This window comes from Pseudomonas sp. LS2P72, assembly GCF_054897865.1.
Window position 1 is genome coordinate 1,988,782 of record NZ_CM142708.1, and the last position, 21,417, is coordinate 2,010,198.

Genomic DNA, 21,417 nt, shown 5'->3' on the forward strand with positions numbered 1-21,417 from the left:
TTAATTCCTTGTCGGAGCGCTGAGCTCCTTGACGATGGCGTCGAGGAACGCCTGAATCACGTCCTCGTTGCGTTTGAAGAAATGCCATTGACCGGCTTTCTGGCTGCTGATCAGTCCCGCACGTTGCAAGTTCGCCAAATGGGCGGACACGGTCGACTGCGACAGGCCGCAGCGTTGATCAATCTGTCCGGCGCAAATGCCGTACTCGTGGTTGTGGATCTGTTCCGGGAACTGGACTTTGGGATCTTTCAGCCAGATGAGGATGTCTCGGCGTACTGGGTGTGCCAGGGCTTTTATTATTTCGTCGAGGTCGATGGTCATGGTTTGGGCTCGTGATGAGTAAAACGCTATATCGCGATGAGGCGAACTTTAAATCGGTACTTCGCGATATACCAATATGATTTTGGTCTGATGACCGAGTAATTCGGTATATCGAGTTATAACGATATGTAGGGCGTAGTGCTAAGCTGCGCGGCATGAACTATCTCGCACATCTGCACCTCGGTGGCCAGCGCCCCGGTCAATTGCTCGGCAGTCTGTATGGCGATTTCGTCAAAGGGCGGCTGCAAGGGCAGTTCGATCCGGAGATCGAAGCGGCCATCCAGCTGCATCGCAGCATCGATGTCTTTACCGACCGCCATCCGTTGGTGGACGTCTCGTTGTCACGATTTTCCCTGACCCGCAGGCGTTACGCCGGGATCGTGCTTGACGTGTTTTTCGACCATTGCCTGGCGCGTGACTGGACGCTTTACTCCGACCAGCCACTGGAACAGTTCACTTCGGGCGTGTACCGGGTGCTGTCCGCCGAGGCGCAATTGCCGGAACGTCTGGCGCAGATCGCGCCGCACATGATGGCCAATGACTGGTTGGGTTCTTATCGGGAATTTGTGGTGCTTGAGCAGGTGCTGCGAGGGATTTCACGGCGGCTGACGCGACCGGAGGCGCTGGCCGCAGCGATGCAGGAATTGCGGGTGTTGTATGAACCGTTGAGCGATGACTTTCGGTTGTTCTATCCGCAACTTCAGGAATTCGCGCAGAACTATCCAACGCCATAAACCATTGTGGGAGCGAGCCTGCTCGCGATGGCGGTCTTTCATTCACATCATCATTGAATGTTAAGTCGCTATCGCGAGCAGGCTCGCTCCCACATGGATATGTGTTTTTTCAGGGATGGGTGTCAGGCCGCAATTGCCGGGCGCATTGGCGCTTCCTGCTTTTCCGGAATCGCCCCAAACAACGCCTTCTGCACCGCTTGCTGTGCCTCGAACGCCAGTGCCGCACGCTCGCGACCTTCACATGCGATCGGCTTGAGCAAATGAATCTCCACCTCACCCCGATCATTGGCAAACAAGCGCATCAAGTGCGAGAGCAAATCATCATCGCCAATGAACGGCGCCAGTGAATCGAGCTTTCCGTCGCGCAGATAACGAATCGCCACCGGCTGCAACTTCACGTCGGAGTCGATCGCCGCAGACAGCAATCGACCGTGGAAAGTGCGCAACGAACGGCCATCCGTGGTGGTGCCTTCCGGGAACATCAGCAGCGGATGTTCCTGCTCCAGATGACGGGTCATCTGTTTGCGAATCAACTGGCTGTCGCCCGACCCTCGGCGAATGAACAAACTGCCGGCCTTGGCCGCCAGCCAGCCCGCCACCGGCCAGGTGCGCACTTCGGCCTTGGACAGGAACGACAGCGGCGTGAGCATGCCCAGCAGCGGAATGTCGGTCCATGAAACATGATTGCTGACCCAGAGCATCGGCGCCTTCGGCAATTCACCGTGCGTGGTCACGCGAAAGGGCAGGGCATTGCTCAGGCGCGCCATGAAAAATCGCGACCAGCGCTGACGACGGACCATCGAATGAGCAATCCCCAAACGTTCGAACAATCCGAACACGCCGGCCATGCTCAAACCCAGCGCCACCACCACCAACACTCGCGCAATCCGCGCGTACACCCGTAACCGACTCATCACACGGCCGCCTTGAAGTGCTTGGCATAACGTGGGCAGAGCTCGTCGCGCTTGAGCAGGATGAACACATCGGCGACCTGGAAGTCTTCGTCCCAGCACGGCTCGCCGCAGATCTTCGCGCCGAGGCGCATGTAAGCCTTGAGCAACGGTGGCATTTCGGCGATGACGTTGGACGGGATGTCGAGGCTCGGCAGCGGTTTTTTCGGCTCGGCCCTCAGGTGTTCTGTACACAGATAACGTTCGCGCAGGCGCTGCATGATCGCGTGGGCCTGAATGCCGCCGTCCTGCATCGGGATGCTCGCGCAACCCATCAAATAGCTGTAGCCGCCCTGGTTCAGCACTTCGGCCAGTTCGCCCCAGAGTACGGCGATGGTGCCGCCGTTGCGGTAGGCCGGGTCGACGCAAGTGCGGCCGATTTCCAGGATCGGGCCTTTCAGATGGAGCAGGCCGTGCAGGCTGAATTCTTCTTCGCTGTAGAACTTGCCCAGGCTGCTGGCGGCCGTGTGGTCGAGCAAACGAGTGGTCGCCACCAGACGCCCGGTGTTCAAGTCACGCACGCCGATGTGGGCGCAGTGAACATCATAGTCATCCATGTCCAGACCCAGCTCCGCGCCTTTCAGCTTGGCGTTGAATTCGCCGCTGAACACGTTGAAGCGCAAGGCCTGGGCTTCCTGCAAGGCCTCGGCGCCCACCAGGCGTTCGGCTTGCAGGCGGCGTTCATTGCCGGTGTCGCTGATGCGGGCGATCTGAGTCATTGTGAGTCTCCGTACGGGCCGGTCACCCGTCTTGGGTTGCAGCCGATCGACTTTCTTTATGCAGCCGTGTTGTGCAAAGTCAGGCTATGTAGCCCCGGTGTCATCGCCATGAAGCTTTGGTGATGCTTATATGACAGCCCACGAGGAGCCTCTTATGCCCTGGCAAAACCTGCTGCGCCGCCACGATCGTCTGCCCACCAACCCGGACCTGGGCGAGGGTTTCGCGACCTTGTTGCACCAGTTGGGCAACGTCACGCCGTTCGAACTGGCGGTGGCCGGCGGGCGTTTGATGTCGACCCCGGGCCTGGCGTTTCTGGTGGGCTATCAGGCGGCGTTGCGCATGCTCTGGCCGAGCGCGCCGCTGAGCCTCGGCGCCTTGTGCGCGACCGAACAGCGCAGCCTGCGGGTGGCGGACATGCAGACCCGCCTGCACGATTTGCGTCTGAGCGGGCGCAAGGATTTTGTCACCGCAGGCGATGCCGCCGATTGGCTGCTGATCGCGGCCCGCAGTGAAGCTCCCGACGAAAAACCGCGCCTGAGTCTGGCGGTGGTCTATCCCGATGAACCGGGCGTGCGTCTGGAAAAGTTACCGGCAATCCCGCTGATGCCAGACATCAGCCATGGCCGGCTGTTTCTCGATAACGCTCAGTGCGAACTGTTGGCGGGGGATGGTTGGGATGCTTACATCAAACCGTTTCGCACCCTTGAAGACATCTACGTGCTGAGCGCCATGACCGCCTGGCTGTACGGCGTCGGTCAGGACAGCCACTGGCCGCAAGCCTTGCAACTGCGGTTGCTGGCGCTGCTGGCCGGGTGTGCGGAAGTCAGCCGGCAGGCGCCGAATAATCCGTCCGGGCATGTGTTGCTCGGTGGCTTGTTTGCGCAGTTCGATGGGCTCAAGGCTGAGGTGGCTCAGGCACTGGCCGATGGTCCGCCGCATTGGGCGGCGATGTGGCAACGCGATCAGGGCGTGATGGATTTGGCGGCGGGTGCGCGGGGGAAGCGGTTGGCCAAGGCGTTGGCGGCGATCTGACGGGCCTCATCGCGGGCAAGCCTTGCTCCTACAGGTATTGCACGGTCCTCGTAGGAGCAAGGCTTGCCCGCGATGGCGGCCTCATGGGTGCCGCAAATTTCAAAACTGTCATCAAGCTCAACTAGGCTCAGCAGGCCAATCTTTCCGAGCCCCAACCATGTCCAAAGGCTTGTTCCTGGTTCTTATGCTGTTGCTCAGCCTCACGGCCCACGCCGAATACTGGCCTGCCGAGCAATGGCCGACCGGCCCGACCGTCACCGGGCCGGCGCTTGAAGCGCTGGAGACTTACGCCTTCCCACCTCGCGATGACAACGCTCGAAAAGGCATCCGCACCGATGCCTTGTTGGTGATCCGCGACGGCCAACTGATCTACGAACGCTACGCCGGCCCGACCACCGCCGACACCCCGCACCTGACCTGGTCCATCAGCAAAAGCCTGATGGCCACGGTCCTCGGCGTGGCCTATGGCGAAGGTCTGTTCAAACTCCAGGACCCGGTGCAGACATTTTATCCACCGCTGGAAAAACACCCGACGATGACCATGGTTGACCTGCTGTACTGGGCCTCGGGCCTGGACTGGCAGGAAGACTATGAATACGCGCCGTTGAAATCCTCGGTGGTCGCGATGCTCTACACCCGCGGTCACCCGGACATCGCCGCGTTCACCGCCGATCACGCTGAATACGCCAAACCCGGTGAGGCATTCCGTTACTCCAGTGGCGACAGCAATCTGTTGTCCGCCGCACTGAAAACCATCGTCGGCCCGAGCCGTTATCCGGACTATCCATGGACTGCTTTGTTCGAGCCTTTGGGGATTCGCCACGCCGTTTGGGAAAGCGATGCCACGGGGACCTTCGTCGCTTCGTCCTATGCCTACCTCACCGCCAGGGATCTGGCCCGAGTTGGTCTGCTGATGGCCCGCGACGGTCGTTGGGGCGAGCGGCAATTGCTGCCCAGGGACTGGGTCACCTTCAACCGCGAACCGTTCGCCCGCTATCAAGCCAATCAAGACGACGCCGTGCCCGGCGGCCATTGGTGGCTCAATCGAGCAGCGGATGGCGCGGTAAAACCCTGGCCCGATGCACCCGTCGACACCTTCGCCGCGCTGGGTCATTGGGGGCAGGCGATGTACGTGATTCCCAGCGAAAACCTGGTGATCGTGCGTTACGGCGATGACCGCGACGGCAGCTACCGGCACAACGATTTGCTCAAGCTTGCGCTCAAGGCATTTGCCGCGAAGGTGCGGCCATGAACAGCCATAGCCTTGTTCGTCGCCGACCGTTCAGCACGCTGTTGTTGATCCTGCTGATCGCCTTGCTCGGCTGGATCTGGCAGGAACGCGTGGCGCTGTGGGCGTTCCCGGACATCATCAGCGCCTACACCGCCAAGGAATATTGTTCGTGCCGTTACGTGATGAATAACGACGTCGAGTACTGCCATGGCTATGTGAAGCAGTGGCTGCCGAGCAGTGGCTTTACCGATGACGCCGCCAGCAAGCGTGTCACCGTCAGTGGCATGGGCCGCAGCAACAGCGCCAACTGGGTCGGCGAGCGTCAAGGCTGCCGCCTATCACCTTAACTACGGCGATGGTGTTTGTGGCGAGGGGATTTATCGAAACGTCGCACCGCCCCGTTCGGCTGCGAAGCAGTCGCAAACTCAGCGCCCTTGGTGAATCAGACAAAAACTCGCCTGCAGGTTTTTGCACTGCTTCGCAGCGCAACGGGGATAAATCCCCTCGCCACAATGCTGCTACACAAGTTTGCAATTGGCTCACGGGCGGTTAAGGTTCGTGCAGGTTTATCTGCCCCACGAGTCTCTATGTTCAACCGCTTCCTCTGCAAAACCCTCGCCTTCCTGCTGCTGGCCGGTGCCGCCCTGTCGGCGCATGCCAATTGGTATCTGGATGGCGAGTCCTCGCGCTTGTCGTTCGTCAGCACCAAAAACGTCAACATTTCAGAAGTGCAACGCTTTCTGGTGCTGCACGGTAAGGTCGATCCCAAAGGCCTGGCCGAGGTGGAAGTCGAGCTGGAATCGGTCAACAGTGGCATTCCGTTGCGCGATGAACGCATGCGCAAGGACCTGTTTGAAATCCCGACCTTCCCCGAAGCGCTGATCACCGCGCAGATCGATCTGCGGCCGATCAACGACCTCGCACCCGGTGCGCAACTTGAATTGCGCCTGCCGCTGACCGTCAACCTCCATGGCAAACAACACGAATACAATGCCGAACTGCTGGCGACTCGTCTCGATGACCGGCGCTTCCAGGTGGTGACACTCGAGCCGTTAGTGATCAACGCGGCGGATTTTGACCTGGCCCCCGGCCTGGAAAATTTGCGCAAGGTCGCCGGTTTGTCGGCCATCAGTTTGTCGGTGCCGGTGGGTGCGGTATTGATTTTCACGGCGCGCTGACATGGCCGGCGCGATTTTCCCCTGGCGTGAAGGCAACCGTTTTGAACTGTTGATCGACGGTCCGCAGTTTTTTCCACGAATGTTGGTAGCGATTGCCCGCGCCGAAGAGCAGGTCGAACTGGAGCTGTACCTGGTGGAGGCGGGTGCCTGTGCCGAGGCGATGGTTCAGGCGTTGGTCCAGGCTGCCGAACGTGGCGTGCGCGTGCGCTGCCTGTTCGATGATTACGGCAGCCTCGCGTTCACCCTGAACTTGCGTCAGCGTTTGATAGCGGCGGGCGTGGAGCTGCGTTTTTACAATCGTCTTAGCTGGCGGCGCTGGTTGGGCAACTTCTACCGCGATCACCGCAAGCTGTTGCTGGTCGATCAGAGCATGGCCGTGGTGGGCGGCACCGGGGTGACCGACGAATTCTGGACGCCGGGCGAAGACACCAGCGAATGGCACGAAGTCATGGTGGAAATCAGCGGTCCCCTGGTCATCGACTGGCAGTTGCTGTTCGACCGCCAATGGATCGCCAACCGGCATCGGCGCGCCTGGAAACCCGCTTCGCATTTCGGCTTGCCGCGTCTGCCACGGGTGCCGTCCATGGGCGAGGGCATGGGCCGGGTCGCCTATGCCGACGCCCGCCAGCACCGGGACATCCTGCAATCGTTGACTCGCGCGTTGAACAGCGGCCAGCAGCGGATCTGGCTGGCGACGCCGTATTTCCTGCCGACCTGGAAAGTCCGCCGATCACTGCGCCGGGCTGCCGCCCGAGGTGTCGATGTGCGCCTGCTGCTGACCGGGCCACGCACCGATCACCCGTCGGTGCGCTATGCCGGGCATCGCTACTACCCGCGATTGCTCAAGGCCGGGGTGACGATCTTCGAATACCAGCCGTGTTTCCTGCACTTGAAAATGGTCCTGATCGACGACTGGGTGAGCATCGGCTCGTGCAATTTCGATCACTGGAATCTGCGCTTCAACCTGGAAGCCAACCTTGAAGCGCTGGACCCTGGACTGACGCGGGCGGTGGCGGCGAGTTTCGAGAGGGACTTTGCGCAGAGCCAGGAAGTCAGCCTGGAAGCATGGCAACGCCGGCCGCTGTGGCGGCGGGTAAAGCAACGGGTTTGGGGATGGGTAGATCGGTTGGTGGTGAATCTTCTGGATCGACGGGGCTGAGCCAATTTGCGCAACACCCCAAAACCACTGTGGGAGCGAGCCTGCTCGCGAAGGCGGAGTGTCATACAACATCAATGTTGAATGACAAAATGCTTTCGCGAGCAGGCTCGCTCCCACAGGTTTTTGCGGTGTTTGGGCGGTTACAGCAGTTCGAAGCTCTGTTGCGTCACGTCCTGTGAATCCAGGCCGATCTCCACATTGAACTTGCCCGGCTCGGCAGCGAACTTGAGCTGGGTGTTGTAGAACTTCAGGTCATCCTCGGTGATGGTGAAGCGCACGACTTTCTGTTCGCCGGCCTTGAGCATGACTTTCTGGAAGTTCTTCAGTTCCTTGATCGGACGGATCATTGAGCCGGTCACGTCCTGGATGTACAACTGCACCACGGTTTCGCCGTCACGCTTGCCGGTGTTTTTCACCATGACGCTGGCGTCGAGCTTGCCGGTTTTGTTCAGCGTGGAAGACGACAGCGCCATGTTGCTCAGGCTGAAATCGGTGTAGCTCAGGCCGAAGCCAAACGGGAACAGCGGCCCTGTAGTGTCATCGAAATACTGCGAGGTGTAGTTGCCCGGTTTGCCCGGCGTGAACGGCCGGCCAATGCTCAGGTGGTTGTAGTAGGTCGGAATCTGGCCTACCGAACGCGGGAAGGTGATTGGCAATTTGCCCGACGGGTTGTAGTCGCCGAACAGCACGTCGGCGATGGCATTGCCGCCTTCGGTGCCGCTGAACCAGGTTTCCAGAATCGCGTCAGCCTGTTCCTTCTCTTCGAGAATCGACAGCGGACGGCCGTTCATCAACACCAGCACCAACGGTTTGCCGGTGGCCTTCAGCGCCTTGATCAAATCGCGCTGGTTGGCCGGGATGTTCAGGTCGGTGCGACTCGACGATTCGTGGGACATGCCGCGGGACTCGCCCACCGCTGCCACCACCACATCGGCATCCTTGGCGGCTTTCACCGCTTCATCGATCAGCACTTGGGCCGAACGCGGATCGTCCACCACTTCAGGTGCGTCGAAGTTGAGGAAGTTCAGGTAATCCAGGACCTTCTTGTCGCTGGTGATGTTGGCGCCACGGGCGTAGATCAGCGTCGATTGCGCGCCCAGTGCAGTGGTCATGCCGTCGAACAGGGTCACCGATTGCGTCGGACGGCCAGCGGCGGCCCAGCTGCCCATCATGTCGATCGGCGCCTTGGCCAGCGGGCCGACCAGGGCGATTTTCGCGGTTTTCTTCAACGGCAGGGTTTCGCCCTGGTTCTTCAGCAACACCATGCTGCGGCGCGCGACATCACGGGCCTCGGCGCGGTGCAGGCGGCTTTCGGCATACGTGTCGGCCGGATCATCTTCAGCCTTGCCGATGCGCAGGTACGGGTCCTTGAACAGGCCCATGTCGTACTTGGCGGCAAGCACTTCACGCACGGCGTTGTCGATGTCGCTTTGCTGGATCTCTCCGGCCTTCAACAGCCCCGGCAGCTCTTTGCCGTAGAGGGTGTCGTTCATGCTCATGTCGATGCCGGCCTTGATCGCCAGCTTCGCGGCTTCGCGACCGTCACGGGCGACGCCGTGTTTGATCAGCTCGAAAATCGCCCCGTGGTCGCTGACGGCCAGGCCTTTGAAGCCCCATTGCTTGCGCAACAGGTCGTTCATCAGCCAAGTGTTGGCGGTGGCCGGTACGCCGTTGATCGAGTTCAGCGCGACCATTACCCCGCCAGCACCGGCGTCGATAGCCGCACGGTACGGTGGCAGGTAGTCCTGGAACATCTTGACCGGGCTCATGTCGACGACGTTGTAGTCGCGTCCGCCCTCGACCGCGCCGTACAGGGCGAAGTGCTTGACGCTGGCCATGATGCTGTCGGCCGCGTTCGCGCCGGTGCCCTGGAAGGCTTTGACCATCACGCCGGCGATGCGCGACACCAGGTACGTGTCTTCACCGAAGCCTTCGGACGTCCGGCCCCAACGCGGGTCGCGGGAGATGTCGACCATCGGCGCGAAGGTGATGTCGAGGCTGTCTGCCGCGGCTTCCTTGGCGGCGATGCGCCCGGACACGCCGATGGCGTCCATGTCCCAGCTTGAGGCCAGGGCTATCGGAATCGGGAAAATGGTGCGGTGGCCGTGGATCACGTCATAGGCGAAGAACATCGGGATCTTCAGCCGGCTGCGCATGGCCGCGTCCTGCATCGGACGGTTTTCCGGGCGGGTGATCGAATTGAACGTGCCACCGATGTTGCCGGCGGCGATTTCCTTGCGGATCATCTCCCGTGGCATTTCCGGGCCGATGCTGATCAGGCGCAACTGGCCGATTTTTTCATCAAGGGTCATCTGCTTCATCAGGTTGCTGATGAACGCATCCTTGTTTTCCATTGGTGCGGGGGTCGTGGCGGCCAATACGTTATGACTGGCCAGGCTGACGAACAGGCCCAGCAAACACAGCTTCTTCATGAATGGTTTTCTCTAAAGCCTAAACGGCAGTGAATACGACGCCGGTCAGCCAAAATTTAGGGAGCGACTATTGTTGTTCAGGTAAATGCAGCACACTTCTGCGTGTTTTCGCGCTGGGGCATCTTTTAGCCCATTGGCTCGATGCAATCCAGTGGCGGCGGCAGATTATGCCCCAAGAGCCGGGTTCAAAGTTCGAAGGTTGTTTTTCAACGGTATGTGCAAGGGAGCATCAACCAGATGAATGTACGACACCACTATCGGTCGAGCCTGCAGGTTGCAGCCTTGATGTTGCTGACCACACTGCTGGCCGGCTGCGGGATCAACACGATCCCGACCCTCGACGAACAGGCCAAGGCTGCCTGGGGCCAGGTGCAGAACCAGTACCAGCGCCGCGCCGACCTGATTCCTAACCTGGTGGAAACCGTCAAGGGCTACGCACAGCATGAGCAGGAAACCCTGACCGCGGTGATTGAAGCCCGGGCCAAGGCCACGTCGATTCAGGTGGACGCCAGCACGCTGGACAATCCAGAAAAGCTCAAGCAGTTCCAGCAGGCCCAGGATCAGTTGACCGGCGCCTTGAGCCGTTTGATGGTGGTGTCCGAGCGTTACCCGGACCTCAAGGCCAACCAGAACTTCCTGGCGTTGCAATCGCAGCTTGAAGGCACCGAGAACCGCATTGCCGTGGCGCGTCGGGACTTCATCCTCGCCGTGCAGAAATACAACACGGAACTGCGTACCTTCCCCGGTCGCCTGTGGCACACCGTGATGTACAGCGATTTGCCGATCCGCGAAACGTTCGAGGCCACCAGCCCCGATGCGGAAAAAGCGCCTCAAGTGAAGTTCCAGTAAGCGCCGGGACGGTTTTAAAGCTCCACCACGGATGAGGTTGCCAATGCGTGTGTTGAAAGTTGGCCTGATGCTGTTGCTCTGGGTGTTTGCCCTGACGGCCCAGGCTGCGTTGAAGTTTCCGGAGCTGACCGGGCGGGTGGTCGATAACGCCCAGATGATCGAGCCCGCGGTGCGTGAGCAACTGACGCAACAGCTTCAGGCCCATGAAAAATCCACCGGCGAGCAGCTGGTGGTGGTCACGTTGCCGGATTTGCAGGGCACCGACATTGCGGACTTCGGTTATCAACTGGGGCGCTACTGGGGCATCGGCCAGAAGGACAAGAACACTGGCGCACTGCTGATCGTTGCGCGTGACGATCGCAAGCTGCGGATTGAAGTCGGTTATGGCCTGGAAGATCGGCTGACCGATGCGCAGAGCTCGGTGATCATCAATCAGGTGATCACCCCGGCGTTCAAGACCGGCAACTTCAGCAAGGGCATCAGCGACGGGGTCGCGGCAATGCTCGTGGTGCTGGGCGGCAATCCGCTGGATGAACCGTCCACGGTGTATGACTCCGGCGGCAATCAGGAAAGCGACTTCGTCTCACGGCATCCGGGGATCTTCGTGTTTCTGGTGATGCTGTTCATCCTGACGATGTTTGTCTGCCAGATGCTCGGGATCCTGCCCAGCGGCGGCGGTGGTCGAGGCGGTTCGAGCGGCGGTTTCGGCGGTGGAGGTTTTGGCGGCGGCGGTGGAGGCGGGGGCTTCAGCGGCGGCGGGGGCAGTTTCGGGGGCGGCGGTTCATCGGGCGGCTGGTGATCACACAACAATAGCGAGTGGGCATTCTTAAACATGGCATTACTGACTGAACACGAACAACGCAAAGTTGCCGAGGCGATTGCCCGGGTCGAGCGCGACACCGACGCCGAACTGGTGACCGTGCTCGCGGCCCGCGCCGACGACTACGCGTACATCCCGCTGCTCTGGGCCAGCCTGCTGGCGCTGGTCGTGCCGGGTATCGTGCATTACCTGACCGGCTGGCTGACCCTGCACAGCTTGTTGCTGGTGCAATGGATCACATTCATCGTGCTGTGCCTGGTATTCCGTATTCCGAAAATCACCACGTACCTGATCCCGCGCTCGGTGCGTCATTGGCGTGCCTCGAACCTGGCGCGCCGGCAGTTTCTGGAGCAAAACCTCCACCACACGGTGGGCAGCACCGGGATGCTGATTTTCGTCTGCGAGGCTGAACGCTATGTGGAAATTCTGGTGGATGAAGGGATTTCCAAGCGACTGGACAACACGAACTGGGATGCAATTGTTGCGGCGTTCACTCAGCAGGTGAAGCAGGGGCAGACGTTGCAGGGGTTTGTGACGTGTGTGGAGGCGTGCGGCGAGTTGCTTAAGGTGCATGTGCCGGTGACGCATGTGAGGAATGAGTTGCCGAATCGGTTGGTGGTTTTAGGCTGATTCAACCTTCTGGAATTGATACACCTTCTGTGGGCGAGAGGGCTTTTGTGGCGAGGGGACTTGTCCCCGTTCGGCTGCGCAGCAGTCGTAAAACCTGAGAACTCGGTCTAACCGATGAATCGAATGGGGCCGCTTCGCGACCCAACGGGGACAAGTCCCCTCGCCACAGGGAACTCGACTTGCCTCACGATTCGCGCCGTTCGGTAAATAACTGCGTGTCCCCAACCCCCATCCCCCCTAAAATACCCGCCATTCCCGATCCGCACCGCCCGAGGCCGTTTTTCCCATGTCTGTCACCGCCACTCCCGCCAGCCTCGCGCCGGATCATCACGCCCAGTTCATCGACCTGCTGCAGTCCAGCCTTGACCAGAACGCCTTCATCAAACTGGTGCTGGCCAAGTACGTCGGCACTGAAGTGGACTTGCAGCGGCTGATCATCAAGCAGCTGACGGTCAAGGATCAGCCCTGTCTGTCCTTCGTCTACCGCTACAAGACGCGCGACATCACCAAGAATTTGCCGCTTGCCGAGGGCGTAGCGACCATCGCCGCGCTCTTGCCGGCATCGTTCAAAAATGCGCATCTGCTGTCGCTGACGGATGAAGCGCAGCTGGAATACAGCAAAAAGGGCAAGTCTTCGCTGTTCAAGAGCAAACCTCAGCAATTGCGTGAAGTGCCATCCGCTGAGCACAACCGCGAGAAGAATCGCTTCCTCGACCTGAGCCGGCCGTTCCTCGCCGACCTTGGTGTGACGAACAGCAAGCACGAGCTGATCCCGGCGATGTCGCGCAAGTGGAAGCAGATCAACAAGTTCATCGAAGTCTTCAGCCACGCGCTGACTACCTCACCGCTGGCGCTGGACAAGCCGGTTCAGGTGGCAGACTTCGGTTCGGGCAAGGGTTACCTGACGTTCGCGATCCACGACTATCTGCGCAACACCTTGAAAGCCGAAGGCGTGGTGACCGGCGTCGAGTTGCGCGAAGAGATGGTGGATTTGTGCAACGCCGCGGCCGCAAAGCTCGAGCATCCGGGGCTGGTGTTCAAGTGCGGTGATGTGCGCAGCGTGGCGCCGAGCGAGCTGGATGTGATGATCGCGCTGCATGCCTGCGACATCGCCACCGACTATGCGATTCACACCGGTATTCGTTCCGGCGCCTCGATCATCATGTGCTCGCCGTGCTGCCACAAGCAGATCCGCCTGCAGATCCAGAGCCCGGTGCTGCTCAAGCCGATGCTGCAATACGGTCTGCATTTGGGCCAGCAGGCGGAAATGGTCACCGACAGTTTGCGTGCGTTGTTCCTCGAAGCCTGTGGTTATGAAACCAAGGTGTTCGAGTTCATCTCACTGGACCACACCAACAAGAACAAGATGATCCTGGCGGTCAAACGTGCCGAGCCGGTTGACCCGACCCAGCTGTTGGTGAAGATTCAGGCGCTGAAGGATTTCTACCACATCAGCGAACATTGCCTTGAAACCTTGCTCCGAGCCGACGGCCTCCTCTGATCCTGTGGGAGCCTTCATCTAGCCATAAACCGCGGGGATCGCTCTGTTACAGCTAGGCGCAGAGTTATCCGTACAGTTTGAGGACGCCATCGCGGGCAAGTCGGATCGCCGCACCGCTTGCTCCTACATGTCCGGTGTCGTTCTCACCTGTAGGAGCAAGCGGTGCGGCGATCCGACTTGCCCGCGATGAACGATGACGCGGTCTATCAGGTAGTAGCTGGTTATTACCCGACCTGCTGATTAAGGACTACTTTGAATACTCCTGCAGGCCCACGTATTTCCCAGAGGAGTCCTCCCCATGGCGGCTAAAAAAATTCTGATGCTGGTCGGCGATTACGTCGAAGACTACGAAGTGATGGTGCCGTTTCAGGCGCTGCTGATGGTCGGCCACACGGTGCACGCCGTTTGCCCGGACAAAACCGCCGGACAGACTGTGCGCACGGCGATCCATGACTTCGAAGGCGACCAGACCTACAGCGAAAAACCCGGTCACCTGTTTGCCCTGAACTTCGATTTCGCCAAGGTCAAGTCCGAGGACTATGACGCGCTGCTGGTGCCGGGCGGTCGTGCGCCGGAGTACCTGCGCCTGAACGAAAAAGTCCTGGAACTGGTGCGAGCGTTCGACAAGGCTGGCAAACCGATTGCCGCCGTGTGTCACGGTGCTCAATTGTTGGCGGCCGCGGGGATTCTCGAAGGTCGCGAGTGCAGCGCTTACCCCGCCTGTGCCCCGGAAGTGCGCCTGGCGGGCGGTACGTTCATCGATATCCCGGTGACGGAAGGCCACGTCCAAGGCAATCTGGCCACTGCGCCAGCCTGGCCGGCGCACCCGAGCTGGCTCGCCGGTTTCCTCGGGTTGCTGGGTACCAAAATCACGCTGTAACGAGGGACCTTTGCATGTGCGAGCTCTACGTCAAAGCCGATCCGATTCTCTACGAATCGCGCTCCCGCTCGCTGCGCATCTGCGGGGTGGTCACCACCCTGCGGCTGGAAAATCAGTTCTGGGACATCCTCAGCGAAATCGCCGAGGCCGACGGCATGACCACCAACCAGTTGATCGCCAAGCTGTATGAAGAGGTGATGGACTACCGCGGCGAGGTGGTGAATTTCGCCTCGTTTTTGCGGGTCAGTTGTACGCGCTATCTGAGTCAGCGCCGGGTGCAGGCGCCGGAGTTATCGGTGGTGCGCGCGGTGGTGAAGTAGGTGATTTTGCGCTGACCTTACCGGCCTCATCGCGAGCAGGCTCGCTCCCACAGGGGAATTGTGTACATCGATCCATTGTGGGAGCGAGCCTGCTCGCGATGAGGCCGGACAGGCGACAGATGTCCCAGCCTGGTCTTTACTCTGAAGCGCGAAACCTCTCAATTGCCAAGGAGAAAGTGCATGTCTGGATGGTATGAAGTGAGCAAAAGCAGCAATGGTCAGTTCAAGTTCGTCCTGAAGGCCGCCAACGCGGAAACCATTCTGACCAGCGAGCTGTACACCACCCGCGCTGCCGCTGACAAAGGCATCGTGTCGGTTCAGAGCAACAGCCCAAAAGATGAACGCTACGAGAAGAAAGCCACCAAGGATGGCCATCCTTACTTCAACCTCAAGGCTGGTAACCACGAGATCATCGGTAGCAGCGAGGCTTACACCTCCGCTGCTGCGCTGGAGAAAGGCATCGCCAGCGTGAAAGTCAACGGGCCGACCACGGTGATCAAGGACAAGACCCTGCCGGTGCTCTGAAAAGTCAAAAGATCGAAGCCCTCTGTAGGAGCACGGCTTGCCTGCGATGGCGATCTGGAGTGCGCCATCGCCAGCAAGCTGTGCTCCTACAGAGGGGCGCGAATGCGTTAACGCAATGCTTGCAACAGGTCTTGCAACTGACTGCAACCCGCCTCGCCGAGTGGAAACACCGGCAACCGCGGATCGCCCACTTCCAGTCCGGTGGCGCGCAAGCCGGCCTTGATGGTCGCTGGCAAGCCACCCTTCAGAATGAAATCCAGCAGCGGCAACTGGCGATAGAACAGTTCGCGTGCCTTGCCCAGGTCGTTGGCCAGTACCGCTTCATACAAATCAAGATTGAGCTGCGGGATCAGGTTCGGTGCCGCTGTGCACCAGCCTTTCGCGCCTGCCGCAAAGGCTTCCAGCGCCAATGGATTACAGCCGTTGTAGAACGGCACCTGACCTTCGCCCAGTCGTTGCAACTGGTGCATGCGCTGGATGTCGCCGGTGCTTTCCTTGACCATCGTCACGTTATCCACGGCATTGAAAATCCGCAGGATCAAATCCACTGACATGTCGGTGCCGCTGGTGGCCGGGTTGTTGTAGAGCATGATCGGTACGCCGATGTTCTCGCCGATGGCGCGGTAGTGGGCGAGGATTTCCGCTTCGCTGAGTTTCCAGTAGGACGTCGGCAGCACCATCACCACGTCGGCGCCGTGGGTTTCGGCGAAACGTGCGCGGCGCACCGCTTTGGCGGTGGTCAGGTCCGACACGCTGACAATGGTCGGCACGCGTTTGGCCACGTGCTTGATGCTGAATTCGCTGACCTGATCCCACTCCGCGTCGCTCAGGTAAGCGCCTTCGCCGGTGCTGCCCAGCGGTGCGATGGAGTGGACGCCGCCGTCGATCAAACGATCGATGGAACGCCCGAGCGCGTCGAGATCAACGCCTTCGCCGTTGGCGGTGAACGGGGTGATGGTGTAGCCGATGATGCCGTGAATGGTTGGGGTCGACATGGCGACGCTCCTCTTGAAAATGAGTGGTTTCAGTTCAGGCAATCGGCGTGTTGACGCAGGTTCTGCCGAGCGTAGTAGTTGAACGCGGCGGCGTGACGTTTCGGCCTGGCGATCCAGTCATGGGCTTCGCGGCCCAGCTCTGGCAGGATCGGCTTGATGGTCCCGGCGCTCATGGCCAGCAATTGCAGCTTCGCGGCGCGTTCAATCAGTTGCGCAATGACACAGGCTTCTTCGATGGTCGCGCCGGTGGACAATTGGCCATGGTGCGACAGCAGGATCGCCCGTTTGTCGCCCAGGGCGGCGGCAATCAGTTCACCTTCCTCGTTGCCCACCGGCACGCCCGGCCAGCCTTCGAGAAACGCGCAATCGTCGTAGAGCGGGCAGAGGTCCATGTGGGAAATCTGCAGCGGCACTTCGAGCATCGACAACGCGGCAACGTGGGTCGGGTGCGTGTGAATGATGCAGTTCACGTCTGGTCGTGCGCGGTACACCCAGCTGTGGAAACGGTTGGCCGGGTTGGGCATGCCGTAGCCTTCAAGCACGTCCAGGTCTTCGTTGACCAGCAGCAGATTGCCCGCGGTGATTTCGTCGAACCCCAGGCCCAGTTGCTGAGTGTAGTAGGTACCCGGTTGCGGGCCGCGGGCGGTAATCTGTCCGGCCAGGCCAGAGTCGTGGCCGTTTTCGAACAGAATCCGGCAGGTCAGGGCCAGCTTTTGCCGTTCGGTCCACGTATTATCCGCCAGGGTATTTTGCATCTGGGTCAGCGCTTGCTTGACCAGTTGCTCTTTGGGTAGTGCTAAGGTCTTGGCCATATCGGTGTCCTTTGGGTAGTTCAATGGACGTCGGATTTGCCGTTCACTCGTTGCTCGCAAGGTCATGGGTGAATGCAAATGACACAAAAGAGACTATATGACACAAGGTGTCATTAGCAACAACACATTGTCGGCTCCTTGATGGATAAATCGCTACACATGTCTATCCGTTTGAAATTACTGAGAAAAAAACTCGGCGTGACGCTGGAGGCCTTGGCCGAAAAGTCCGGCATGACCAAGAGCTATCTGTCGAAAGTCGAACGCGGGCTCAACACTCCGTCGATTGCTGCCGCGCTGAAACTGGCCAAGGCACTGAACGTGAAGGTCGAGGAGTTGTTCTCCGAAGGCAACGTCAGCCTCGACAGTTACAGCCTGGTGCGCAGCGATGAGCGCCAGTCACTGGCGGCCAACGATGAAAGCCCGGGTTACGCGGTGCTGGCCCATCAGGTCAGCGAACGCAGCCTGCTGCCGTTCATGATTTACCCGCCGTCCGAATTCGCCGACAAGACCTTCAAGGAACATTTGGGCGAGGAGTTTCTGTTCGTTCACGAGGGGCAGGTGGAAGTGGACTTCATGAACGAGCGGGTGCTGCTCAATCGAGGGGACGCGCTGCACTTCAATGCGCAGAAACCGCACCGGATACGGTCAGTGGGCGAGGTTCAGGCGCAGTTGCTGGTGGTCGTACATAGCGCCGAGGAATGAGTCGACTTGACTGACGCCATCGTCGGAACGCCGCCCGGAGCAGGCTCGCTCCTACATTGGGATGCATTCCCCCTGTGGGAGCGAGCCTGCTCCGGGCGGCGTTCCGACGATGGCGTCGGCCGCTTCCCTGCTAAACCTCGACCGGCACCGTGAGCTTCGGGCTGCCCAACGCATGCGTCTTCGAATCAAAAAACCGCAACTCACTTCCGGTCCCCTCAAACAACTTCGCGTAATGCCGCTTCTGGTGCTGAATGAACGCCTTGCTGCGCGGATAAATCGAGATCGCCACCCTTTGCGGTTTCGCCTGGCGCAAGGCGTGGATGATGTGGCTGTCCTGCTCACCCAAGGCATGGCCAAACAGGCACAAGCCGTCGCCATGGCCAAGTAACTGGTCATAGCAGAACGACAGATAGTCCGAGCTGCGAATGGTTTTGAGCTTGTCCTGCGCCGGACCTTCATTGACGAACAGCGGCACGTCGTCGAGGGTCTTGATCGTGTTGTTGATCGCGAAACTGCCGAGCAGAGTGCCCTCGGTCGACATCAGTTTGCGCGCCGTGCCGTCCTGATTGCGCACCAGATGCAACCCGCCATGCAGGTAGAGCAGCCGAGTTTTATCGGTCGCCGTGGCGCTCAGATCAAAGCTTGATTCTGCACCCTGAAACAGGTCGCTGATCGCATCAGGCTGGTGCTGAGTCGCCCAGTAGCTGAGCAGGTCGTAGTTGGTGGTGAACACGGTCCGGTAGCGGCCCAGTTCCTGATTGATCGCCGCCAGCGTTGAAGGCACCACCAGCCGCCAAGGGATGTGCACGGCATGCACGGTGTTGATCAGCGCTTCCTTGATCGCGTAGTAACGATTACGCGGTGCGGCGGAGCTCACGGCCAGGGCCTTGTTGACCCGGCTGGTGGTTTTCAGTGCGCTGAGCACCTGCTCGAAGCTGCGTGTCTGCAGGGCGTCGAACACGCTCAGCTCGGACTGGCTCAAGGGTTTTTCTTCGACGGTACGGGCGTTTTCGAACAGCGAGTCGTAGCCGAAGTCGTCCCACACGGCGCGACTGGCGCCGTTGCCCACCAGCAGGCCGCTGAACGAGGCGGTGGCGCGCAAGGCGTTCCAGTCTTCAAGTTGGGCATCAACATCCTGGAAATCGGTCATTGCGGTCAAAGTCTCAAAAGCAAAAGGTCTGATGGGCGGCGACTTTATCACGACCAAGACTTGAGCCAGATCAAGTTGCTTCATGACCGATAGGTCGATCCTGTGGGTACCCGCTGGATCGGCGCTGCCGATTCGGCCTCAGCCAGGAGACTCGCTCATGAGCAGCACGTTTTTCATCCCCGCCGTGAACATCATGGGCATCGGTTGCCTCGACGAAGCCATGGACGCCATTCGCAAGTACGGTTTTCGCAAGGCGCTGATCGTCACCGACGCCGGGCTGGCCAAGGCGGGCGTAGCGAAGATGATTGCCGAGAAGCTGGCAAAGCAGGACATCGATTCGGTGATTTTCGATGGTGCCAAGCCTAACCCGAGCATCGCCAACGTCGAGAGCGGGCTGGGCCTGCTGAAAGAAACCCGCTGTGATTTCGTGGTGTCCCTGGGCGGCGGTTCGCCCCATGACTGCGCCAAAGGCATCGCGTTATGCGCGACCAACGGCGGGCAGATTGGCGATTACGAAGGCGTCGATCAATCCACCCAGCCACAACTGCCGCTGATCGCCATCAATACCACCGCCGGCACCGCCAGCGAGATGACCCGTTTCTGCATCATCACCGACGAATCCCGTCACGTGAAAATGGCCATTGTCGATCGCAACGTCACGCCGCTGTTGTCGGTCAACGACCCGGCGCTGATGGTCGCCATGCCCAAAGGCCTGACCGCTGCCACCGGCATGGACGCGTTGACCCACGCCATCGAAGCCTACGTTTCCACGGCGGCCAACCCGATCACCGATGCCTGCGCACTGAAGGCGATTACGTTGATCAGCAACAACCTGCGCCTGGCCGTCCGCGACGGCAGTGATATGGCCGCGCGGGAGAACATGGCCTACGCGCAGTTCCTCGCCGGCATGGCGTTCAATAACGCATCCTTGGGTTATGTCCACGCCATGGCTCACCAGTTGGGCGGGTTCTACGATTTGCCGCATGGTGTGTGCAACGCGGTCCTGCTGCCCCACGTACAAAGCTTTAACGCGCTGGTTTGCGCCGATCGCCTCACCGATGTTGCCCTTGCGATGGGCGCCGATGTTCGTGGCTTCACCCCGGAAGCGGGCGCCCAGGCGGCCATCGTGGCAATCCGCAGCCTGTCCAAAGACGTGGAAATTCCCGCTGGTTTGCGTGAGCTCGGTGCCAAGCTCAACGACATCCCGATCCTCGCCACCAATGCCTTGAAAGACGCTTGTGGCGTGACCAATCCTCGCGTGGCGGATCAGCGCCAGATCGAGGAGATTTTTCGCAGCGCGTTTTAGGACGTTTTACGACCGGGCGCGACCATCACGCAGAGCATCGCGCCCAACGCCAGCAAGGCGCACAGCAGTGACAACGGCCATGCTTGCGGGCTCGCGATCAAACTGGCGATCCCGCCGATAACGGCGGCCATCAGTTGATGAATAAAACCGCTCAACGCCATCGCATATGCACCGCCGACCGGCGAACCGTCATTGGCCAGGGACAGGCTGACCGGATAAGTCAAAGACTGGCCGAACACCGCAACGCAATAGGGCAACCAGAACAGCAGCGCAACTGAAATGCCCGCCAGACTCCCCAGCAACATCACCGCGCTGCCAGCCAGCACCAGCCCTGCGCCCGCCATCATCAACCCGCGTTGACCGATGCGAAGTACAAAGCCATTGACCGCCAAAGCCCCCAGAAAATACGCCGCGCTGATCGGCCAACCTAACAATCCGTATTCCACGGCCGACCAGTTGAACGGTCCTTGCAGAATCAGCGGCGCTGCGGTGTTGAACGCGACAATCACCCCATACCCAAGGCCGCCGGTGAGGGCCGGCAACAGAAAAGTGCGATGACGCAAAATGCGCCAGTAACTCGGCCAGGCGGATGACGGGGCATTCTCCTCGGCCAGCACCGGGAACCTGACCCGGGCCACGACCAGCCCCATCATCAGACTCACACCCCCCAACAGGTAGAAAATCGCTGGCCAGCCCAGCGCCACCTGGATGAGCGACCCCAGGTATTGGCCGATCCCCAGCGCCACCACAAAGGAAATCGAAATCCAGGACAACGCCTTGGCCAGTTGGTCGCCGCGGAAACTGTCGCGGATCAGCACCCTGGCCATGACCGAAATGCCGCTGGCGCCAATGCCCTGAACCAGTCGAAACACCAGGAACGATTCAAGCGTCTGGCTCAGGGGCAGGGCCAGATTGCCCAACCCGTAGATGCCCAGCGCGGCGAGCAGCACCGGTTTGCGACCGATGCGCTGGCCCAGGCTGCCCCAGAACAACATCGGCAACGCCATGCCGATCAGATACACCGCCAGCCCCCAGGACACCTGCGAGGCGTCGGCGGACAGATCCCGGGCCATGTCCGGCAGCGCCGGCAGGTAAATGCTCATGCCCAACTGGGCGAGGAACACCGTGCAGCAGGTGACGAGGAGGGTGGTGCTGCTCTTCATTGAAACT

The 21,417-nt window shown here is 60.1% G+C and carries 23 protein-coding genes; 15 read left to right on the forward strand and 8 right to left on the reverse strand.

Translation table 11 applies throughout. The features are described from left to right. Window positions 1–321 carry an ArsR/SmtB family transcription factor gene (locus tag ACYZUA_RS09220; RefSeq protein WP_347802846.1) on the reverse strand — a complete coding sequence of 107 codons (321 nt, stop codon included), beginning with the start codon at window positions 319–321 and terminating at the stop codon, window positions 1–3. Window positions 322–476: 155 nt separating this feature from the next. Between ACYZUA_RS09220 and ACYZUA_RS09225 the strand changes: the two genes are divergently transcribed. Further along, window positions 477–1,055 carry an acyl carrier protein phosphodiesterase gene (locus tag ACYZUA_RS09225; RefSeq protein ID WP_461962830.1) on the forward strand — a complete coding sequence of 193 codons (579 nt, stop codon included), beginning with the start codon at window positions 477–479 and terminating at the stop codon, window positions 1,053–1,055. Window positions 1,056–1,177: 122 nt separating this feature from the next. On the opposite strand, the gene ACYZUA_RS09230 is transcribed toward ACYZUA_RS09225, so the two are convergent. Together ACYZUA_RS09230 and olsB are read right to left on the reverse strand one after the other, a co-directional pair. Then, on the reverse strand, window positions 1,178–1,969 hold the full coding sequence (locus ACYZUA_RS09230; RefSeq protein ID WP_461962832.1) for a lysophospholipid acyltransferase family protein: 792 nt from the start codon (window positions 1,967–1,969) through the stop codon (window positions 1,178–1,180). After that, window positions 1,969–2,724, reverse strand: coding sequence for an L-ornithine N(alpha)-acyltransferase (olsB, locus tag ACYZUA_RS09235; RefSeq protein ID WP_149629023.1), 756 nt, complete (start codon window positions 2,722–2,724; stop codon window positions 1,969–1,971). The genes ACYZUA_RS09230 and olsB overlap by 1 nt, the downstream gene beginning before the upstream one ends. A 154-nt stretch (window positions 2,725–2,878) precedes the next feature. Between olsB and ACYZUA_RS09240 the strand changes: the two genes are divergently transcribed. The 5 genes from ACYZUA_RS09240 to ACYZUA_RS09260 all read left to right on the forward strand — a co-directional run bounded on the left by ACYZUA_RS09240 (window position 2,879) and on the right by ACYZUA_RS09260 (window position 7,325). Beyond that, window positions 2,879–3,757, forward strand: a complete 879-nt coding sequence (locus tag ACYZUA_RS09240; protein ID WP_461962833.1) for an acyl-CoA dehydrogenase middle domain-containing protein — start codon at window positions 2,879–2,881, stop codon at window positions 3,755–3,757. Between the two features lie 157 nt (window positions 3,758–3,914). Next, window positions 3,915–5,009: a serine hydrolase domain-containing protein gene (locus ACYZUA_RS09245; RefSeq protein ID WP_461962834.1), complete on the forward strand. Its 1,095-nt coding sequence runs from the start codon at window positions 3,915–3,917 to the stop codon at window positions 5,007–5,009. Further along, window positions 5,006–5,335: an amidase gene (locus tag ACYZUA_RS09250; protein WP_461962835.1), complete on the forward strand. Its 330-nt coding sequence runs from the start codon at window positions 5,006–5,008 to the stop codon at window positions 5,333–5,335. The genes ACYZUA_RS09245 and ACYZUA_RS09250 overlap by 4 nt, the downstream gene beginning before the upstream one ends. 240 nt (window positions 5,336–5,575) lie before the next feature. Next, entirely contained in the window at window positions 5,576–6,166 is a 591-nt protein-coding gene (locus ACYZUA_RS09255; RefSeq protein WP_461962836.1) for a YceI family protein, read from the forward strand. 1 nt (window position 6,167) lies between these two features. Continuing rightward, on the forward strand, window positions 6,168–7,325 hold the full coding sequence (locus ACYZUA_RS09260; RefSeq protein WP_461962837.1) for a phospholipase D-like domain-containing protein: 1,158 nt from the start codon (window positions 6,168–6,170) through the stop codon (window positions 7,323–7,325). A 140-nt stretch (window positions 7,326–7,465) separates the two neighbouring features. On the opposite strand, the gene bglX is transcribed toward ACYZUA_RS09260, so the two are convergent. Beyond that, a complete protein-coding gene (gene bglX, locus ACYZUA_RS09265; protein WP_461962838.1) occupies window positions 7,466–9,757 on the reverse strand; it encodes a beta-glucosidase BglX in 2,292 nt (763 codons plus the stop codon). A gap of 237 nt (window positions 9,758–9,994) precedes the next feature. Here bglX and ACYZUA_RS09270 point away from each other — a divergent pair, with 237 nt between their 5' ends. The 7 genes from ACYZUA_RS09270 to ACYZUA_RS09300 all read left to right on the forward strand — a co-directional run bounded on the left by ACYZUA_RS09270 (window position 9,995) and on the right by ACYZUA_RS09300 (window position 15,282). Further along, the gene (locus tag ACYZUA_RS09270; RefSeq protein WP_076030017.1) at window positions 9,995–10,606 is read left to right on the forward strand and encodes a LemA family protein; all 612 of its coding nucleotides are present in this window, start codon (window positions 9,995–9,997) and stop codon (window positions 10,604–10,606) included. A 43-nt stretch (window positions 10,607–10,649) separates the two neighbouring features. Beyond that, a complete protein-coding gene (locus ACYZUA_RS09275) occupies window positions 10,650–11,405 on the forward strand; it encodes a TPM domain-containing protein (protein WP_461962840.1) in 756 nt (251 codons plus the stop codon). Window positions 11,406–11,438: 33 nt separating this feature from the next. Beyond that, complete coding sequence (locus ACYZUA_RS09280) at window positions 11,439–12,056, forward strand: TPM domain-containing protein (protein ID WP_461962841.1); 618 nt, start codon at window positions 11,439–11,441, stop codon at window positions 12,054–12,056. Window positions 12,057–12,342: 286 nt separating this feature from the next. After that, window positions 12,343–13,557 (forward strand): class I SAM-dependent methyltransferase, encoded by a 1,215-nt coding sequence (locus ACYZUA_RS09285; protein ID WP_461962842.1) that lies wholly within the window; start codon window positions 12,343–12,345, stop codon window positions 13,555–13,557. A gap of 298 nt (window positions 13,558–13,855) precedes the next feature. Next, window positions 13,856–14,437, forward strand: coding sequence for a DJ-1/PfpI family protein (locus tag ACYZUA_RS09290; protein ID WP_008152949.1), 582 nt, complete (start codon window positions 13,856–13,858; stop codon window positions 14,435–14,437). A gap of 14 nt (window positions 14,438–14,451) precedes the next feature. After that, the gene (locus tag ACYZUA_RS09295) at window positions 14,452–14,757 is read left to right on the forward strand and encodes a ribbon-helix-helix domain-containing protein (protein WP_046046181.1); all 306 of its coding nucleotides are present in this window, start codon (window positions 14,452–14,454) and stop codon (window positions 14,755–14,757) included. A gap of 180 nt (window positions 14,758–14,937) precedes the next feature. Next, a complete protein-coding gene (locus tag ACYZUA_RS09300) occupies window positions 14,938–15,282 on the forward strand; it encodes a YegP family protein (RefSeq protein WP_461962843.1) in 345 nt (114 codons plus the stop codon). Between the two features lie 107 nt (window positions 15,283–15,389). Here ACYZUA_RS09300 and ACYZUA_RS09305 read toward each other — a convergent pair whose 3' ends face one another. Next, a complete protein-coding gene (locus ACYZUA_RS09305; protein ID WP_461962844.1) occupies window positions 15,390–16,277 on the reverse strand; it encodes a dihydrodipicolinate synthase family protein in 888 nt (295 codons plus the stop codon). Between the two features lie 29 nt (window positions 16,278–16,306). Further along, on the reverse strand, window positions 16,307–17,089 hold the full coding sequence (locus ACYZUA_RS09310; RefSeq protein WP_461962845.1) for an aldolase: 783 nt from the start codon (window positions 17,087–17,089) through the stop codon (window positions 16,307–16,309). A gap of 159 nt (window positions 17,090–17,248) precedes the next feature. On the opposite strand from ACYZUA_RS09310, the gene ACYZUA_RS09315 reads away from it, so the two are divergent. Then, window positions 17,249–17,791 carry a helix-turn-helix domain-containing protein gene (locus tag ACYZUA_RS09315; RefSeq protein WP_461962846.1) on the forward strand — a complete coding sequence of 181 codons (543 nt, stop codon included), beginning with the start codon at window positions 17,249–17,251 and terminating at the stop codon, window positions 17,789–17,791. Window positions 17,792–17,921: 130 nt separating this feature from the next. Here ACYZUA_RS09315 and ACYZUA_RS09320 read toward each other — a convergent pair whose 3' ends face one another. Next, window positions 17,922–18,941 (reverse strand): DUF4917 family protein, encoded by a 1,020-nt coding sequence (locus ACYZUA_RS09320; protein ID WP_461962847.1) that lies wholly within the window; start codon window positions 18,939–18,941, stop codon window positions 17,922–17,924. 157 nt (window positions 18,942–19,098) lie between these two features. On the opposite strand from ACYZUA_RS09320, the gene yiaY reads away from it, so the two are divergent. After that, window positions 19,099–20,247: an L-threonine dehydrogenase gene (gene yiaY, locus ACYZUA_RS09325; RefSeq protein WP_461962848.1), complete on the forward strand. Its 1,149-nt coding sequence runs from the start codon at window positions 19,099–19,101 to the stop codon at window positions 20,245–20,247. On the opposite strand, the gene ACYZUA_RS09330 is transcribed toward yiaY, so the two are convergent. Next, a complete protein-coding gene (locus ACYZUA_RS09330) occupies window positions 20,244–21,410 on the reverse strand; it encodes a multidrug effflux MFS transporter (protein ID WP_461962849.1) in 1,167 nt (388 codons plus the stop codon). The genes yiaY and ACYZUA_RS09330 overlap by 4 nt on opposite strands. Between the last annotated feature and the right edge of the window lie 7 nt (window positions 21,411–21,417).

Coding starts and splice junctions, on each gene's coding strand:
- ACYZUA_RS09220 (WP_347802846.1), bottom strand. CDS start 321: ATGACCATCGACCTCGACGAAATAATAAAAGCCCTGGCACACCCAGTA.
- ACYZUA_RS09225 (WP_461962830.1), top strand. CDS start 477: ATGAACTATCTCGCACATCTGCACCTCGGTGGCCAGCGCCCCGGTCAA.
- ACYZUA_RS09230 (WP_461962832.1), bottom strand. CDS start 1,969: ATGAGTCGGTTACGGGTGTACGCGCGGATTGCGCGAGTGTTGGTGGTG.
- olsB (WP_149629023.1), bottom strand. CDS start 2,724: ATGACTCAGATCGCCCGCATCAGCGACACCGGCAATGAACGCCGCCTG.
- ACYZUA_RS09240 (WP_461962833.1), top strand. CDS start 2,879: ATGCCCTGGCAAAACCTGCTGCGCCGCCACGATCGTCTGCCCACCAAC.
- ACYZUA_RS09245 (WP_461962834.1), top strand. CDS start 3,915: ATGTCCAAAGGCTTGTTCCTGGTTCTTATGCTGTTGCTCAGCCTCACG.
- ACYZUA_RS09250 (WP_461962835.1), top strand. CDS start 5,006: ATGAACAGCCATAGCCTTGTTCGTCGCCGACCGTTCAGCACGCTGTTG.
- ACYZUA_RS09255 (WP_461962836.1), top strand. CDS start 5,576: ATGTTCAACCGCTTCCTCTGCAAAACCCTCGCCTTCCTGCTGCTGGCC.
- ACYZUA_RS09260 (WP_461962837.1), top strand. CDS start 6,168: ATGGCCGGCGCGATTTTCCCCTGGCGTGAAGGCAACCGTTTTGAACTG.
- bglX (WP_461962838.1), bottom strand. CDS start 9,757: ATGAAGAAGCTGTGTTTGCTGGGCCTGTTCGTCAGCCTGGCCAGTCAT.
- ACYZUA_RS09270 (WP_076030017.1), top strand. CDS start 9,995: ATGAATGTACGACACCACTATCGGTCGAGCCTGCAGGTTGCAGCCTTG.
- ACYZUA_RS09275 (WP_461962840.1), top strand. CDS start 10,650: ATGCGTGTGTTGAAAGTTGGCCTGATGCTGTTGCTCTGGGTGTTTGCC.
- ACYZUA_RS09280 (WP_461962841.1), top strand. CDS start 11,439: ATGGCATTACTGACTGAACACGAACAACGCAAAGTTGCCGAGGCGATT.
- ACYZUA_RS09285 (WP_461962842.1), top strand. CDS start 12,343: ATGTCTGTCACCGCCACTCCCGCCAGCCTCGCGCCGGATCATCACGCC.
- ACYZUA_RS09290 (WP_008152949.1), top strand. CDS start 13,856: ATGGCGGCTAAAAAAATTCTGATGCTGGTCGGCGATTACGTCGAAGAC.
- ACYZUA_RS09295 (WP_046046181.1), top strand. CDS start 14,452: ATGTGCGAGCTCTACGTCAAAGCCGATCCGATTCTCTACGAATCGCGC.
- ACYZUA_RS09300 (WP_461962843.1), top strand. CDS start 14,938: ATGTCTGGATGGTATGAAGTGAGCAAAAGCAGCAATGGTCAGTTCAAG.
- ACYZUA_RS09305 (WP_461962844.1), bottom strand. CDS start 16,277: ATGTCGACCCCAACCATTCACGGCATCATCGGCTACACCATCACCCCG.
- ACYZUA_RS09310 (WP_461962845.1), bottom strand. CDS start 17,089: ATGGCCAAGACCTTAGCACTACCCAAAGAGCAACTGGTCAAGCAAGCG.
- ACYZUA_RS09315 (WP_461962846.1), top strand. CDS start 17,249: ATGTCTATCCGTTTGAAATTACTGAGAAAAAAACTCGGCGTGACGCTG.
- ACYZUA_RS09320 (WP_461962847.1), bottom strand. CDS start 18,941: ATGACCGATTTCCAGGATGTTGATGCCCAACTTGAAGACTGGAACGCC.
- yiaY (WP_461962848.1), top strand. CDS start 19,099: ATGAGCAGCACGTTTTTCATCCCCGCCGTGAACATCATGGGCATCGGT.
- ACYZUA_RS09330 (WP_461962849.1), bottom strand. CDS start 21,410: ATGAAGAGCAGCACCACCCTCCTCGTCACCTGCTGCACGGTGTTCCTC.